At 72.9% G+C, this 15,155-nt stretch carries 13 protein-coding genes; 8 read left to right on the top strand and 5 right to left on the bottom strand.

Features of this window, described 5'->3' with window-relative positions; translation table 11 throughout:
- The first annotated feature begins 21 nt into the window (after nucleotides 1-21).
- The 4 genes from ACN27B_RS03825 (at nucleotide 22) to ACN27B_RS03810 (ending at nucleotide 2,856) form a co-directional block, all read left to right on the top strand.
- Nucleotides 22-516, top strand: a complete 495-nt coding sequence (locus ACN27B_RS03825; RefSeq protein ID WP_091571332.1) for a SigE family RNA polymerase sigma factor — start codon at nucleotides 22-24, stop codon at nucleotides 514-516.
- The gene (locus ACN27B_RS03820; RefSeq protein ID WP_422743508.1) at nucleotides 513-1,589 is read left to right on the top strand and encodes a hypothetical protein; all 1,077 of its coding nucleotides are present in this window, start codon (nucleotides 513-515) and stop codon (nucleotides 1,587-1,589) included. Before ACN27B_RS03825 ends, ACN27B_RS03820 begins: the two co-directional genes overlap by 4 nt.
- Nucleotides 1,590-1,646: 57 nt before the next feature.
- A complete protein-coding gene (locus ACN27B_RS03815) occupies nucleotides 1,647-1,979 on the top strand; it encodes a hypothetical protein (RefSeq protein WP_098747099.1) in 333 nt (110 codons plus the stop codon).
- Nucleotides 1,980-2,046: 67 nt separating this feature from the next.
- Nucleotides 2,047-2,856, top strand: coding sequence for an alpha/beta hydrolase (locus ACN27B_RS03810; RefSeq protein ID WP_422743506.1), 810 nt, complete (start codon nucleotides 2,047-2,049; stop codon nucleotides 2,854-2,856).
- A 4-nt stretch (nucleotides 2,857-2,860) separates the two neighbouring features.
- Here the strand turns inward: ACN27B_RS03810 and ACN27B_RS03805 are convergent, their stop codons facing one another.
- The 5 genes from ACN27B_RS03805 to mce form a co-directional block, all read right to left on the bottom strand.
- Complete coding sequence (locus ACN27B_RS03805; protein WP_422745837.1) at nucleotides 2,861-4,039, bottom strand: AI-2E family transporter; 1,179 nt, start codon at nucleotides 4,037-4,039, stop codon at nucleotides 2,861-2,863.
- Between the two features lie 650 nt (nucleotides 4,040-4,689).
- Nucleotides 4,690-6,741, bottom strand: coding sequence for a hypothetical protein (locus ACN27B_RS03800; protein ID WP_422743504.1), 2,052 nt, complete (start codon nucleotides 6,739-6,741; stop codon nucleotides 4,690-4,692).
- 169 nt (nucleotides 6,742-6,910) lie between these two features.
- Nucleotides 6,911-8,167 carry a DivIVA domain-containing protein gene (locus ACN27B_RS03795; protein WP_099163893.1) on the bottom strand — a complete coding sequence of 419 codons (1,257 nt, stop codon included), beginning with the start codon at nucleotides 8,165-8,167 and terminating at the stop codon, nucleotides 6,911-6,913.
- Nucleotides 8,168-8,420: 253 nt separating this feature from the next.
- On the bottom strand, nucleotides 8,421-9,776 hold the full coding sequence (gene ccrA, locus ACN27B_RS03790; RefSeq protein WP_098747380.1) for a crotonyl-CoA carboxylase/reductase: 1,356 nt from the start codon (nucleotides 9,774-9,776) through the stop codon (nucleotides 8,421-8,423).
- Nucleotides 9,777-10,081: 305 nt separating this feature from the next.
- Complete coding sequence (mce, locus tag ACN27B_RS03785; RefSeq protein WP_091571352.1) at nucleotides 10,082-10,546, bottom strand: methylmalonyl-CoA epimerase; 465 nt, start codon at nucleotides 10,544-10,546, stop codon at nucleotides 10,082-10,084.
- 62 nt (nucleotides 10,547-10,608) lie between these two features.
- Here mce and ACN27B_RS03780 point away from each other — a divergent pair, with 62 nt between their 5' ends.
- From ACN27B_RS03780 to ACN27B_RS03765, 4 genes are all read left to right on the top strand, one after another.
- A complete protein-coding gene (locus ACN27B_RS03780) occupies nucleotides 10,609-11,808 on the top strand; it encodes an acetyl-CoA C-acetyltransferase (RefSeq protein ID WP_281593814.1) in 1,200 nt (399 codons plus the stop codon).
- Between the two features lie 5 nt (nucleotides 11,809-11,813).
- Nucleotides 11,814-12,797: a methylmalonyl Co-A mutase-associated GTPase MeaB gene (gene meaB, locus ACN27B_RS03775; RefSeq protein WP_371682313.1), complete on the top strand. Its 984-nt coding sequence runs from the start codon at nucleotides 11,814-11,816 to the stop codon at nucleotides 12,795-12,797.
- A 93-nt stretch (nucleotides 12,798-12,890) separates the two neighbouring features.
- A complete protein-coding gene (locus ACN27B_RS03770) occupies nucleotides 12,891-13,304 on the top strand; it encodes an Asp23/Gls24 family envelope stress response protein (protein ID WP_099164930.1) in 414 nt (137 codons plus the stop codon).
- A 97-nt stretch (nucleotides 13,305-13,401) separates the two neighbouring features.
- Entirely contained in the window at nucleotides 13,402-15,090 is a 1,689-nt protein-coding gene (locus ACN27B_RS03765; RefSeq protein ID WP_091571372.1) for an acyl-CoA mutase large subunit family protein, read from the top strand.
- The last annotated feature ends 65 nt before the right edge of the window (nucleotides 15,091-15,155 follow it).

Genomic DNA, 15,155 nt, shown 5'->3' with positions numbered 1-15,155 from the left:
CGGTGACGGCGTCATGAGGGTGTGACCTTCGAGGAGTACGTCGGCAGTCGCGGCCCGGCCCTGTTGCGCCTGGCCCGGCTGCTGACCGGCGACGCGCACCGCGCCGAGGACCTGACCCAGGACGTGCTGGCCCGCGCGTACGTGCACTGGCGGCGGATCGCCCGCGCCGACCGGCCCGACGTGTACGTGCGCCGGATGCTGGTCAACGCCCACAACTCCTGGTGGCGCCGGCGGGTCAACCGGGAGCTGGCGGTGGACACCTTCGCCGAGCGGCCCGAGCGGGGCGACCTCGACGGCGAGGCGGCCGACCGGGACGCGATGTGGCGACTGATCCGCGCCCTGCCCGACCGCCAGCGCGCCGTGCTGGTGCTGCGCTACTACGAGGACCTGGACGACGCCACGATCGCCCAGATCCTCGACTGCTCGCCGGTCACCGTCCGCACCCACGCGATGCGGGCGCTCGCCCACCTCCGGGAGCGCTGCGGCGTCCCGACGACCAAGGGGAGCCGGCAGTGACCGACCTCGACCAGCGGATCACCTCGGCGCTGCGGGAGCGTGCCGAGGGGGAGATCGACACCGGCCGTCTGCTGCGGGACGCCCGCACGCTCGGCCGCCGCCGGCAGGTGCGTCGCCGGCTCACCGCCGGAACCGCGCTCGCCCTGGTCGGCGTGCTCGGCCTCGCCGGCGCGGTCCGCACCGACGTGGGCGGCCTGGCCGGGCGGATGCCCTGGACGGCGACGACACCGACGGCCGAAGCGCCGGTCCCACCGAAGGCGGACGGGGCGCCCGGTGCCGCCCAGCGCCCCGAGCTGGTCGGCAGCGACCCACTGGTGCTGCACCTGGGGCTGGACACCCGCCGGGCCCGCTACCTGGGCTGGGCGGCCTTCACCGCGAACCGGACCGAGTCGATCCAGTACCGCGTCGGCGGCGGGCGGCCGGTGCTGGTCGAGGTGAGCCCGGACCGCCGGGCGGTGTCCGAACTCCTGCTCAACGGCCTTCCCGGCGCCGAGGGCGCGATCCCGGTGACGTTCGACGGCAAGGTCCGCGAGTTCCGGGTCGGGGGCGGCGGCGCGGTCCGGGCCTGGCAGCCGGTTCCCGGCCTGTACGCCCGGGCGAGCATGCTCGGTGGCGACCGGAGCGCCCTGGCCGAGGCGGTGGAGGCCATCCGCTGGAACGAGGCACGCCGTTGCGACGCGCCCCTGCGGTTGGGTGCGGTGCCGTCGGACGCCCAGGTGGCGACCTGCGCGGTCGACGCCGACGGCTTCCCCGGCGGGCTCACCGTCGAGCTCACGATCGCGCGGGCGCCGACCGCGACGATGAACGTGCGACTGGTCCACGGGGCGCAGATCGCACGGGACGTCACCAGCGGCAACCGGACGGTGGACGGGCGGCCCGCCCACCTCTCCGCCGAGGGGCACCAGCTCGAGCTGCTCGGCATCCCGAAGGCGCACCTGACCGCCACGTTCGGCTGGATGTGGCAGAACGCGCCGCCCGCCGGACAGGTCGACTTCACCGAGGCCGAGGCGGCGAGCGTGTTGGCCGGTACCCGGGTGGCGCCGGACCTGACCGATCCGGAGACCTGGGACTGACCCCCGCCGGCCGGGCCGCCCGACCCGGGCCGGTCCGGCCGGCGGCCCGTACGCTTGGTGACCGTGAGCCCCCGTCGCAACCGCCCCCGTCGGGACGAGACCACCGGCCTGGACGCCGAGCGCGCGCGCCACGGCGTGCCGACCGTGCAGCAGTGGCGCGACGGCGACTGGCAGGTGCGCGCGATCAGCGGCGGGGCGTCCGTCAAGACGTACCGCTGTCCCGGCTGCGACCAGGAGATCCGCCCGGGCGTGGCGCACCTGGTGGCCTGGCCGGCCGACGACCGGGGTGACCTCACCGACCGCCGGCACTGGCACAGCGGCTGCTGGCGGGCCCGGGACCGGCGCGGCCCCAACCTCCAGCGCGGCCGCGGCGCCCCCCGCTACGGCTGAGCGATCTGGATCACCCGGTTCCCGCCCCGGCGGGCGGCGGGGCCGCTGGCGCGGGAGACTGGCAGGCGTGAGCACTCCGATTCGCGCGTCGTCGATCCTGCCCGGTCGCCGGGAGGACATCGAGCTGCACACCGCCGACGGCCTCACGCTGGTCGGCGAGCTGGCCCGGCCGCTGGAGCGCCAGCCGGTCGCCACCCTGGTCTGCCTGCACCCGCTGCCCACCCACGGCGGGATGATGGACAGCCACGTGTTCCGCAAGGCGGCCTGGCGGCTGCCCGCGCTGGCCGACGTGGCCGTGCTCCGGTTCAACACCCGGGGCACCAGCAGCGTCCGCGGCACCAGCGAGGGGGAGTTCGACAACGCCGTCGGCGAGCGGTTCGACGTGGCCGCCGCGATCGAGTACGCCGAGTTCCACGAACTGCCGAACATCTGGCTGGTCGGCTGGTCGTTCGGCACCGACCTGGCGCTCAAGTACGGCTGCGACCCGGCCGTGACCGGCGCGATCCTGCTCTCCCCGCCGCTGCGCTTCTCCGCACCGGAGGACCTCGCGGTGTGGGCCGAGTCCGGCCGGCCGCTCACCGCGGTGGTGCCGGAGTTCGACGACTACCTGCGCCCGGAGGAGGCCCGGGAGCGCTTCGCCGCGATCCCGCAGGCCCAGGTCGTCGGCGTGGACGGCGCCAAGCACCTCTGGGTCGGCGACGCGGAGAAGGCGCTCGACGAGATCGTCCGGCGGGTCGCCCCCGACGTGTCCCTGCCGCTGCCGACCACCTGGGACGGGCCGATGGAGACCGGCGACGTCAGCGCGTACGCGGACCGCACCGTGGCCGCCTTCGCCGACACCCCGGTCCCCGGCCCGGCCCAGCGGCGCGCGGAGTAACGGCTCAGCGGGCGTCCTGCCGGGGCAGCACCACCTCGCGCAGGATCAGCTGCAACGCGGCCACCATGGGAATCGCGATGAGCGCGCCCACCACGCCCAGCAGCGACACCCCGAGCAGCGCGGCCAGCAGGGCGGCCACCTCGTTCACCGACACCGCCCGGCGCATGATCTTCGGATAGATCAGATAGTTCTCCACCTGCTGGTAGACCAGGAAGAACACGAGGCAGGCGATGCCCACCGGCAGGTCGGTGGCGAGCCCGACGAGGGTCACCACCACCGCCCCGAGGGTCGCGCCGATCTGCGGGATCAGGTCGGTCACCGCGACCACCACGGCCAGCGCGAACGGGTACGGCAGACCGACCACCAGCGCGAACACGAACGTGCTCGCCCCGGCCAGCACCGCGATGGCCAACGCGCCGACCATGTACGCCCCGACCCGGGTCAGGATCTCGTCGCCGATCAACCGGACCCGCTCCCGGCGGGAGCGCGGCACCAGCGCGTAACCGAGGTCGCGCAGCCGGTCGAAGTAGGCCAGGAAGTAGATCGTCAGCACCAGCACGGTCAGCACCCGGAAGATCGTGCCGAAGATCAGCTGCGCGCCGCCCAGCACGCCGCCGAGCGCCCGGCCGATGGTGTCCGCGTCCGCCGCCGACCGGACCCGGTCCATCACGTCGTAGCGGACCACGAGGTCGTTGACGGTGGGATTGCGGCGCAGGTCCTCGACATAGCCGGGAAGCTGCTGCACGAACTGCCCGGACTGGGTCACCACCGGCGGCACCAGCGCCAGCAGCCCGCCGATGATCAGCAGCAGGACGGTCAGCGTCACCACCGCCACGGCCAGCCCGTGCGGCAGCCCCCACCGGCGCAGGCGCACCACCGCCGGATGCAGGCCGACCGCGAGGAAAAGCGCGATCACCACCAGCACCAGGATGCCGGCCGCGTTGCGCACGCCCAGGAAGACCGCATACGCCAGCAGCACCCCGAGCGCCCCGGTGAACCCGACCAGGAAGCTGCTGCGCCGCAGCGGCCGGCCGGGAACGCCGAACCGCCCGCTCGGCTCGAACTCGCCCGGTTCGACGAGCACGTCGGTGTCGCCCGCTTCCGTTGCGGTGTCCGCGGCTCGGCTCGGCCGACCCCGGTTGACCGGGCCCGTGCGGTGCCCGGGCTGGCCGGCGTCAGGCATGGTCTCGGTGCTGCCGTCCTCGGGGCGGCCGATGTCGTCCCGGACCGGCCCGCTGCCGTCCTCGGGGCGGCCGATGTCCTCCCGGACCGGCCCGCTGCCGTCCCCGGCCGGGGTGGTGCCGTTCTGGTCCGGGGTGGCCGATCCCTCCTGCGACACCCGTTCCTCCCGGCTCCCGCTGCTCCGGCCGACCCGCGGAGCGACCTCCTGGCAAGCCGCGCTACGGACGCCGCGACCCCTGCCCGCAGGTTAGCCGCCACCGCCCGGGCGGACCATCCTTCCGAGGCTTCCCGCCGCATCGAGGCAGACCCCTGTTGCCGATTCGAGACGGTGGGAGCGCCCCGGGCACGTCGGTTTCGAGCGATATACCGCTGAGTCATAAATATGACCCAGCGGTATATCGCCTTCGACGGGTGCCATGGGCCGACGGCGTCACCGTCCGTCACGCGCGGACGACGCAGGTTGGCGACTGACCTGCGGCGGTGGCGGGCGGAACGTGGTAGGTGCCGATGTGGTGCGCACGGGACACGGGGATGCCGCCCTCGGGGCGACCTGGTGTGGATCTTGCAGGGTCGGAGCGCGAGCGCGGGCTCGGGGAGGTCGAGCGACGGCGGGTCCGGCGAGCGGCCGAACCCGCCAGAACGCGGGTCGGGTCAGTCCTTGTCGACGGTGACGGTGCTCGGCTTGGCGCTGCGCTCGTCGGTGGTGGGCTTCGACGGGCGCTTGCCGTTCTCCCCGGTGCTGGTGATCTTCGTCGGGGTGGCGCCGCGGCCGCCCTCGCCCGGCACGGCGGCCACTGTGGGCTCGCCGTCGACGCCGGCGCCGCCGGGGGAGTCCATCGTGGTCACCGGCTCGGCGACCGGCTTGGTCTTTCCCGCCTCAGCCGGCTCACCTGCCGACGTCACCGGCGCGGACCCGTTGACCGGAGCCGGGCCGGCCCCCTTGCCCACCGCCGGCGCGCCACTGCCCACCGGCGTGCCGTCACCCGTCGGGCGGCCGGTGTCGCCGCCGGCGGCGGCCGCGAGGTCGCCCGGGTCGACCGGGGTGGCGGCGATGCCGGCCGAGTCGGCGTCGCGCCGCAGCTCGGTGAGCCGGTGCTGCAGGTCGTCGGACTCCTGCCGCGACTTCCACGTCTCGGTGCGCAGGTCGGCCAGCTCCTGCTGCGCCTTGGCGATCTCCAGCATCACCTGGGCGAGCTGCTGCCGGCCCGCGGCCACCTCCTGCTGGGTGGCGGCCAGGTGCTGCTGGGTGGTGGCGAGGTGCTGCTGGGTCGTGGCCGCGTACTCCTCGAACTGCCGCCGCGAGGCCGCGACGTGCTCGTCGGCCTTGCGGCGCTGGGCGGTGGCGTCCGCCTCGGCCCGGCGCAGCAGCTCGGCGGCCTCCAGCTCGGCCTGCTGCCGCATGCCGAGCGCGTCTTCCTCGGCGGCCTGCCGGACGCTCGCGGCGGTCCGTTCGATCTCGTCGCGCCGGGTGGCGTACGCCTTCTCCAGCTCCTCGTGCCGCTTGGTGTGCTGGTTGTCCAGCTCGTCGCGGCGCTTGGCGTACTCCTGCTCGGCGGTGGCCCGGCGCTGGGCCAGCTCCTTCTCCGCCTTCTCCCGCCGCTCGGCGACCTCCTTCTCCACCCCGGCCCGCCAGGCGCCCAGCTCCTGCTGGGTCTGCGCGCGGGCCTGCTGCACGTACGCCTCGGTCTCGGTGCGCATGCGCTGCACGTACGCCTCGACCTCGGAGCGGTTGCGCTTGCCCGCCTCGACGGCCTCGGTAGTGAGCCGGTTGGCCTCGGTCCGGGCGCGGCCGCGGGTGACCTTGGCGGCCTCCTCCGCGTCGTCCACGATCTTCTTGGCCTCGGCCAGCGCCTTGGCGTGGGTGGCCCGCCCTGCCTCGGCGGCGGCGTCGGTGAGCCGCTTGGCCTCCTGCTGGCCCTTGGCGTGCACCTCCTTGGCCGCCTCGCGGAGCTGGTTGGCCTCCTGCTGGGCCTTGGCCAGCGCCTCCTTGGCCGACTCGCGCAGCCGGGCGGCCTCCTGCTGGGCCCGGGAGTGGATCTCCTTGGCGGTGTCCCGCAGCTGGTTGGCCTCCTGCTGGGCCTTGGCCAGCGCGTCCTGGGCGGTCCGGCGCAGCTTCTCGGCCTCGTCCCGGGCGGCCGTGCGCAGCCGGTCCGACTCGTCCTTGGCGGTGGTCCGCAGCTTCGCCGACTCGTCCTTGGCGGCCTTCAGCGTGGCCTCGGCCTCGGCCTTACGAGCGGCGGTGTGCCGCTCCTCCTCGGCCCGGCGGGCGGCGAGCGCTATCTCGAAGTCCTTGAGCGCCTGGGCGGCCTGCTCCCGGGCCTCCTCGACGATGTGCTCGGCGGCGGCCCGGCGGGCCTCGATCTCCTCGTTGGCGGCGGCGAGGATGTCGTCGGCCTGCTCCTCGGCCATGGTGAGGATCTGCTCGACCCGCGGACCGAGGTGGCGGAACGAGGCCCGGTCCACCACACCTATCTGCTTGCGCACCTGGGCGAGGTCGCGTTGCAGCACCTCGACCTGGCCGGCCAGCTTGTGGATCTGGGTGTACGCCTGTTCCCGCTCGGTGGTCAGCGCCGCGATCTCGTGTTCCGCGCGGGCGACGTAGCGGTCGACCTGTCGTTTCTCGTATCCCCGCAGCGCGGACTCGAAGCTGGGCTCCGTGGTCACGTCCCCGCCGAGCGCGAACAGTTCCTCGCCGTGCGACATGCCCCCATCCTCACACGCATCCGGCTCTGCTGGGGCGATACGGACGCCCCTTCTGGGACCTACTTCACCCTCGTGGCGAAACGGGCCGGACAGCATGACGGCGCGGGGCGGCACCGGTCACCCGGTGTCACCCCGCGCCGTGGCTCATGCCCCGTCAGCGGGTGGTCGATCAGCTGGCCGACTCGGCCGTCACCTTCTGCCCGGAGGCGTCGGCCTTCGGCGCCTCGGCCTTGTTGGCGCCGCCGGCCGGCACGCCCGGCACGATGCCGGCCAGGCCGGAGAGCATCTGCCCGAGCTGCGAGGTGACCGCGTCCTTCTGGCGGGTGAGGTCCTCGACCTCGCGGCGGGCGGCCTGCGTGGTCAGCTCGGCCTCGGTGCGGGCCTCGTTGAGCACGCGCTGCGCCTCGGCGCGCGCCTCGTTGAGCGTCTTGTCGGCCAGCGCCTTGGCCTTGTCGACCGTGTCGTTGGCGGTGCGCTCGGACTCGACCCGGCGGGCCTCGGCCCGCTGCTCGATCTCCTTCGCCCGCTCCTGGGCGGCGCGGGCCCGCTGCTCGGCCTCGTTCACCAGCTTCTGGGTCTGCGCGACCTGGGCGGCGTGCCGCTCCGACTCCTGGCGCTCGGCCTTCTCGCGCCGCTCGGCGAGCTGGAGCTCCAGGGCCTGGAGGTCCTTGTCGCGCTTGTCGCGCGCGTCGGTGAGCAGCTTGGTCGCCTCGGCCCGCTTCTCCTCGGCCTCCCGCGCGGCCTTGGCCCGCTGCTGGGTGATCTCCCGCTCGGCGGTCGCGCGCAGGGTGGCGACCTCCCGCTCGACAGTCGACTTCAGCTCGGCCACCTCGTGCGCGGTGACCGTACGCAGCTGCTTGGTCTCGCGGTCGGCGTCGGCGCGGAGGGTGTCCGCCTCGCGGCGGGCCTGCACGCGCACCTCGGCGGCCTCCCGCTCGGCGGCGGTACGCACGCTGCCGGCCTCGCGCTCGGCGGTGGCCTTCATGGCGGCCGCCTCGGCGCGGGCCTTGTCGGTGATCTCCCGCGCCTCGAGGCGGGCGGCGGAGAGGATGCCCTCCGACTCGCGCTTGGCCTCGTTGCGGTGGTCGTTGGCCTGCTCCTCGGCCAACCGGAGGATCTGCTCGACGCGAGTGCCCAGGCCGCTGAGCGTCGGCCGGCTGTTCTCCTCGAGCTGCTTGTTGGTCTCGGTCAGCTTCTGCTCGAGCGCGCCCTGGCGCTGCTCGGCCTGGCGGAGGCGGCGCTGCGCGTCGTTCATCCGCTGCTCGGCCTCGGCGCGGGCCTGCTCGGACTGGCTCAGTGCGGCGCTCAGCCGGCCGATGAAGTCGTCGACCTGGTTGGTGTTGTAACCGCGCAGGCCAACGGTGAAATCGGGCTGTGAGTTCGCGTTATCGAAGAACGCAAGAGGGGAGGACTGCTGCTGGGGCATTGGGACATACTCGCAGACGCCCCAGGGTGGTTCGCAAGAGTGGTCGGCAGCTTTCGCGTCCTGTTTACATGGTCAACTCCGCCCGGCGGCGGGACCGGACCAACCGGCGATCTTGGCAGGTCCCGGGCGGGTCGGACCGGACCCGGACCGGGGCGCGAAAAGGGCCGCGAGGCGGTGCCCGCGGCCCTTTGTCATCACGACAGTCGAATGGTGTCCCGGTCGTCCGGAAAGGCAATCCGGGACAACCGTACGGTCAGTGCCCGCGGAACCGGTTGATCGCGCTTTCGTGGCGGGACCGCAGCTCGGTGTCGCGGACGCCGAGTCCGTCGGTGGGGGCCAGGCAGCGCACGCCGACCTTGCCCTGGTGCGCGTTGCGGTGCACCTCGTACGCGGCCTGGCCGGTCTGCTCCAGCGCGTAGGTCTTCGACACGGTCGGGTGCACCTTGCCGAGCGCGACCAGGCGGTTGGCCTGCCACGCCTCGTGGTAGTTGGCGAAGTGGCTGCCGACGATGCGCTTGAGGTGCATCCAGAGGTAGCGGTTGTCGTACTGGTGCAGGAAGCCGCTGGTGGACGCGCAGGTGACGATCGTGCCGCCCTTCTTGGCGACGTAGACGCTGGCGCCGAACGTCTCCCGGCCCGGGTGCTCGAAGACGATGTCCGGGTCCTCGCCGCCGGTCAGCTCGCGGATGCGCTCGCCGAAGCGACGCCACTCGTCCTGGTCCTGGGTCTCCTCGTCCTTCCAGAACCGGAAGCCCTCGGCGCTGCGGTCGATGACCAGCTCGGCGCCCATCTTCCGGCACAGCTCGGCCTTCTCCGGGGAGGAGACCACACAGACCGGGATCGCGCCGCCGTTGAGCGCCATCTGGGTGGCGTAGCCGCCGAGGCCGCCGGAGGCGCCCCAGATCAGCACCACGTCACCCTGCTTCATGTTCGCGCCGTGGTGCGAGACGAGCTGCCGGTAGGCGGTGGAGTTGACCAGGCCGGGGCTGGCCGCCTCCTCCCAGCTCAGGTGGCGTGGCTTCGGCATCAGCTGGTTGGCCTTGACCACGCACAGCTCGGCCAGACCGCCGAAGTTGGTCTCGAAGCCCCAGATCCGCTGCTGCGGGTCGAGCATCGTGTCGTCGTGGCCGGCGGCGTCCTCCAGCTCGACCGACAGGCAGTGCGCGACCACCTCGTCACCGGCCTTCCACCGGGTGACGCCGGGCCCGGTGCGCAGCACCACGCCCGCCGCGTCCGACCCGACCACGTGGTACGGCAGGTCGTGGCGGCGTGTCAGCTCGGAGAGCCGGCCGTAGCGCTGGAGGAACTTGAAGGTGGGCAGCGGCTCGAAGATGCTGGTCCACACGGTGTTGTAGTTGATCGCGCTGGCCATCACCGCGACCAGCGCCTCGCCCGGGCCCAGCTCGGGGGTGGGCACCTCCTGGACGTGCAACGCCTTGCGCGGGTCCTTGTCGCGGGTGGCCATGCCGTCGAACATCCGGGTGTCCTCGGCGCGGACCACCACGCCCCGGTAGCTCTCCGGCACCGGCAGGCCGGCGAGGCCGGCAAGGTCCCGCTCGGGCTGCGCCGAGCCCTCCGCCGCCATGATCGCTTCGAGGATGTCCTGCACGGTGACCTCCCGTTCGTCCGCACCCACACCGGGGGCAGGGGTGCTGCCATCGTCGGCGCCGGTGCGACGGGACCGCCATGTCGGCAATCGACACATCCGGCACCGGTCGCGTTCCTGTGGGGCCGGACGTTACTGAACGGTAGCTAGGGCGGGAACCCCTCTGTGAAAAACTGCATCGACCGATGCGTGGAGGTGTCCGTGGGAAGGTTCAACCGCGCAGGGCCGCGCGCGTTCCCACGTGTTAGGACGCAAGGAAGGGCCCCTTGTTAACAGACGTCTGTTAACAAGGGGCCCTTCCTTGCGTCTCAGGCGGGCTGGACCAGCTCGATCAGCACGCCGCCGGCGTCCTTCGGGTGCACGAAGTTGACCCGCGAGTTCGACGTGCCCCGCCGCGGGGCCTCGTAGAGCAGCCGGACGCCGCGCTCGCGCAGCGCCGCGCAGGCCGCGTCGATGTCCGCCACCGTGTACGCGACCTGCTGGATGCCGGGACCGCGCTTGTCCAGGAACTTGCCGATCGTGGTGTCCGGCGAGAGCGGGGCGAGCAGTTGCACCATGCCGCCGGAGGCGTCCGGCCCGACCGCCAGCATCGCCTCGCGTACGCCCTGCTCGGTGTTCGTCTCGGTGTGCACGCAGCGCATGCCGAACGTGCGCTGGTAGAAGTCGATCGCGGCGTCCAGGTCGGCCACGGCGATCCCGACGTGGTCGATGCGGCGCAGGCCGATGTCTGTGACAAACTCGGCAGCGGGCTCGACGGGGGAGTTCTCAGCCATGGCGCTAGTCTGACCGAACAATCGTTAAGGCGTACAGGTCGGCACCCCCTCGGAGGCAGGCAATGGCTTCGGTGATCGTCAGCGGCGCGCGAACCCCGATGGGGCGCCTGCTGGGCAACCTCAAGGACCTCCCCGCGACCAGACTCGGTGGCATCGCGATCAAGGCGGCCCTGGAGCGCGCCGGCGTGGCGCCCGAGCAGGTGCAATACGTGATCATGGGGCAGGTGCTCCAGGCCGGCGCCGGGCAGATCCCGGCCCGGCAGGCGGCCGTCGAGGCCGGCATCCCGATGTCCACCCCCGCGCTGACCATCAACAAGGTCTGCCTCTCCGGGCTGGACGCGATCGCGCTGGCCGACCAGCTCATCCGGGCCGGCGAGTTCGACGTCGTGGTGGCCGGCGGCATGGAGTCCATGACCAACGCCCCGCACCTGCTGCTCGGGCAGCGCTCCGGCTACAAGTACGGCGACGTGACGGTCAAGGACCACATGGCCCTGGACGGCCTCACCGACGCCTGGGACTGCTGCTCGATGGGTGAGTCCACCGAGCGGCACGGCGCGAAGCACGGCATCAGCCGGGAAGAGCAGGACGCCTTCTCGGCGGCCAGCCACCAGCGCGCCGCCGCCGCGCAGAAGAACGGCCACTTCGCCGACGAGATCACCCCCGTGATCATCCCGCAGCGCAAGGGCGACCCGCTGGTGATCAGCGAGGACGAGGGCATCCGGCCGGACACCACCGCCGAGTCGCTGGGCAAGCTGCGTCCCGCCTTCACCAAGGACGGGACCATCACCGCCGGCAGCTCCTCGCCGATCTCCGACGGCGCCGCCGCGGTGGTCGTGATGAGCAAGGCCAAGGCCAAGGAGCTGGGGCTCACCTGGCTGGCCGAGATCGGCGCGCACGGCAACGTGGCCGGGCCGGACAACTCCCTGCACTCGCAGCCGTCCAACGCCATCAACCACGCCCTGAAGAAGGGCGGCCTGAGCATCGACGACCTCGACCTGATCGAGATCAACGAGGCGTTCGCGGCGGTCGGCATCCAGTCCTCCCGTGACCTGGGGATCGACGCGGACAGGGTGAACGTCAACGGCGGCGCGATCGCGCTCGGCCACCCGATCGGCATGTCCGGCGCCCGCCTCGTCCTCACGCTCGCGATGGAGCTGAAGCGGCGCGGCGGCGGCACCGGCGCGGCCGCGCTCTGCGGCGGTGGCGGGCAGGGCGACGCGCTGATCATCCACGTGCCGACGGGTGGCGAGACCCAGGCGTGAGCGACGTGAACAGCCGGGCCGCCGGTCCGGTGCGCCGCAGCCGGGACGTACCCCTGCTGGTGGAACGGGCCCGCGCGGGTGACCCCCGCGCGGTGGCCCGGCTGATCACCCTGGTCGAGTCCGGCGACGAGGTGCTTCCGCAGGTCGCGGCCGCGTTGGCGCCGTACGCCGGGCAGGCCCAGGTGGTCGGTCTCACCGGCTCGCCCGGGGTGGGCAAGTCGACCACCACCAACGAGCTGGTACGGGCGCTGCGGGCGCGCGGTCACCGGGTCGGGGTGTTGGCCATCGACCCGTCCAGCCCGTTCACCGGCGGGGCGATCCTCGGCGACCGGGTGCGGATGCAGGACCACGCCACCGACCCCGGCGTCTACATCCGCTCGATGTCCAGCCGGGGCCACCTGGGCGGGCTCTCCGCGGCCACGCCCCAGGCGGTACGGGTGCTGGAGGGCGCCGGCTGCGACGTGGTGCTGGTCGAGACGGTCGGGGTCGGGCAGGCCGAGGTGGAGGTGGCCTCACTGGCCGACACCACGCTGGTGCTGCTCGCCCCGGGCATGGGTGACGCGATCCAGGCGGTCAAGGCCGGCATCCTGGAGATCGCCGACGTCTTCGTGGTCAACAAGGCCGACCGGGACGGCGCCGACGCCACCGTCCGCGACATCCAGGGCATGATCGCGCTGGGTGAGCGCGGTCCGGGGGAGTGGCGCCCGCAGGTGGTCCGCGCGATCGCCGCCCGGGCCGAGGGCATCGACGACATCGCCGCCGCGATCGACAAGCACCGCGACTGGCTGGAGCGGCACGGCGAGCTGCGCCGCAGGCGGGAGGCGCGGGCCGCCGCCGAGATCGAGGCGATCGCGCTGGGCGCGCTCCGCGCCCGGATCGGTTCGCTGCGCGACGGTACGCAACTGCCGACGCTCGCGGCGAAGGTGGCCGAGGGCGCGATCGACCCGTACGCCGCCGCCGACGACCTCCTGGCCCAGCTCGCCACCTGACGCCGCCGGTCCACCCTCGACGGTGGGTCGGGCGGGCGGCGGTGCGGCTTGTACGCTCCCGGGGTCGGTAGGAGCGAGGGTGTGGGGGAGAGCGTGGAGCACGAGGCGACGCAGGAGCTGTCGGTGACGCCCGCCACCACCGCGGGCGGGACGACGCACGTCTCCGACGAGGTGGTGGAGAAGATCGCGGTGGCCGCCGCGAAGTCGGTGCCCGGCGTGGCCGAGCTGGGCGGCGACGTGGCCCGGTTCTTCAACTCCGTGCTCGACCGGATCGGGCTGGACCAGGTCGGCGACGCGCGGCGCGGCTGCTCGGCGCACGTGACGAACGGCGCGGCGGTGGTCAACCTGGTCATCGTGATCGACGGCGGCCGGCCGGTGCCCGAGGTGACCGAGGCGGTCCGCGCGGCCGTGACCTCGGCCGTCGAGGCGTACGGGCTGCGGGTCGACGAGATCAACATCAAGGTGGACGACGTGGCGCTGGGTGGCCCGGCGGTGCCCTCCGCCTGAGCGGGGTTACCGGCCGGTACGCCCGTCCTTAGCGATCGTTCAGGCCAGCGTTCTACACTCGGTCTTCGGCACGAGGACTCGAGGAGGAGCTCCGCGCATGGACGCTGACGAGATCGCCGCCGGCCGGGCCCGCTGGCAGGCCCGCTACGACGCTGCCCGCAAGCGCGACGCGGACTTCACCACGCTCTCCGGGCTGCCCGTGGAGCCGGTCTACGGCCCGCCTGAGGGCACCGCCTACCCGGGCTTCGAGCGGATCGGCTGGCCGGGCGAGTTCCCGTACACCCGGGGTCTGCACCCGACCGGTTACCGCGGGCGGACCTGGACCATCCGGCAGTTCGCCGGGTTCGGCAACGCCCGGCAGACCAACGAGCGCTACAAGATGATCCTCGGCGCCGGTGGCGGCGGGCTCTCCGTGGCCTTCGACATGCCGACGCTGATGGGCCGCGACTCGGACGACCCGCAGTCGCTCGGCGAGGTCGGCCACTGCGGCGTCGCGGTCGACACGGCCGCCGACATGGAGGTGCTCTTCGACGGCATCGACCTGGCCGCCGTGACCACCTCGATGACCATCTCCGGCCCGGCCGTGCCGGTCTTCTGCATGTACCTGGTCGCCGCCGAGCGGCAGGGCGCCGACCTGTCCACGCTGGACGGCACGCTCCAGACGGACATCTTCAAGGAGTACATCGCGCAGAAGGAGTGGCTGTTCGACCCCGAGCCGCACCTGCGCCTGATCGGCGACCTGATGGAGTACTGCGCCCGGGAGATCCCGCGCTACAAGCCGCTGTCGGTGTCCGGCTACCACATCCGCGAGGCCGGCTCGACCGCCGCGCAGGAGCTGGCGTACACCCTGGCCGACGGCTTCGGCTACGTCGAACTGGGGCTCTCGCGTGGGCTGGACGTCAACGTGTTCGCCCCCGGCCTGAGCTTCTTCTTCGACTCCCACGTGGACTTCTTCGAGGAGATCGCCAAGTTCCGGGCCGCCCGCCGGATCTGGGCCCGGTGGCTGCGCGACGTCTACGGCGCGACCAGCGAGAAGGCGCTCTGGCTGCGGTTCCACACGCAGACCGCCGGGGTGTCGCTGACCGCCCAGCAGCCGGTCAACAACGTGGTCCGGACCGCGGTGGAGGCGCTCGCCGCGGTGCTCGGCGGCACCAACTCGCTGCACACCAACGCGCTGGACGAGACGCTCGCCCTGCCCACCGACGAGTCGGCCGAGATCGCCCTGCGGACCCAGCAGGTGCTGATGGAGGAGACCGGGGTGGTCAACGTGGCCGACCCGCTCGGCGGCTCCTGGTACGTCGAGGCGCTCACCGACCGGATCGAGGCCGAGGCGGAGGAGATCTTCGCCCGGATCCGTCAGCTCGGCGGCGAGGGCCCGCACACCATCGGCCCGATGACCTCCGGCATCCTGCGGGGCATCGAGGACGGCTGGTTCACCGGGCACATCGCCGAGTCGGCGTTCGTCTACCAGCAGGCGCTGGAGAAGGGCGACAAGAAGATCGTCGGCGTCAACTGCCACACCGGCACGGTCGCCAAGGACCTGGAGATCCTGCGCATCTCGCACGAGGTGGAGCTGGAGCAGCGCCGGGTGCTCGCCGAGCGCAAGTCGGCCCGCGACGAGGCCGCGGTCACCGCCGCCGTCCGCCGGATGGTCGAGGTCTCCCGCACCGGCGAGAACATGATCCCGGCGATGCTGGACGCGGTCCGCGCCGAGGCCACCCTGGGCGAGATCTGCGACGCCCTGCGCGCCGAGTGGGGCGTCTACCGCGAGCCCGCCCGCTTCTAGTGCAAGGAGGGGCCCCTTCTTAACAGACGTCTGTTAAGAAGGGGCCCCTCCTTGCACCTCTGAGC

The organism is Micromonospora sp. WMMD754 (assembly GCF_049315235.1).
Taxonomy (GTDB): domain Bacteria; phylum Actinomycetota; class Actinomycetes; order Mycobacteriales; family Micromonosporaceae; genus Micromonospora; species Micromonospora sediminicola.
This window is presented reverse-complemented; position numbering and strand designations above follow the sequence as displayed.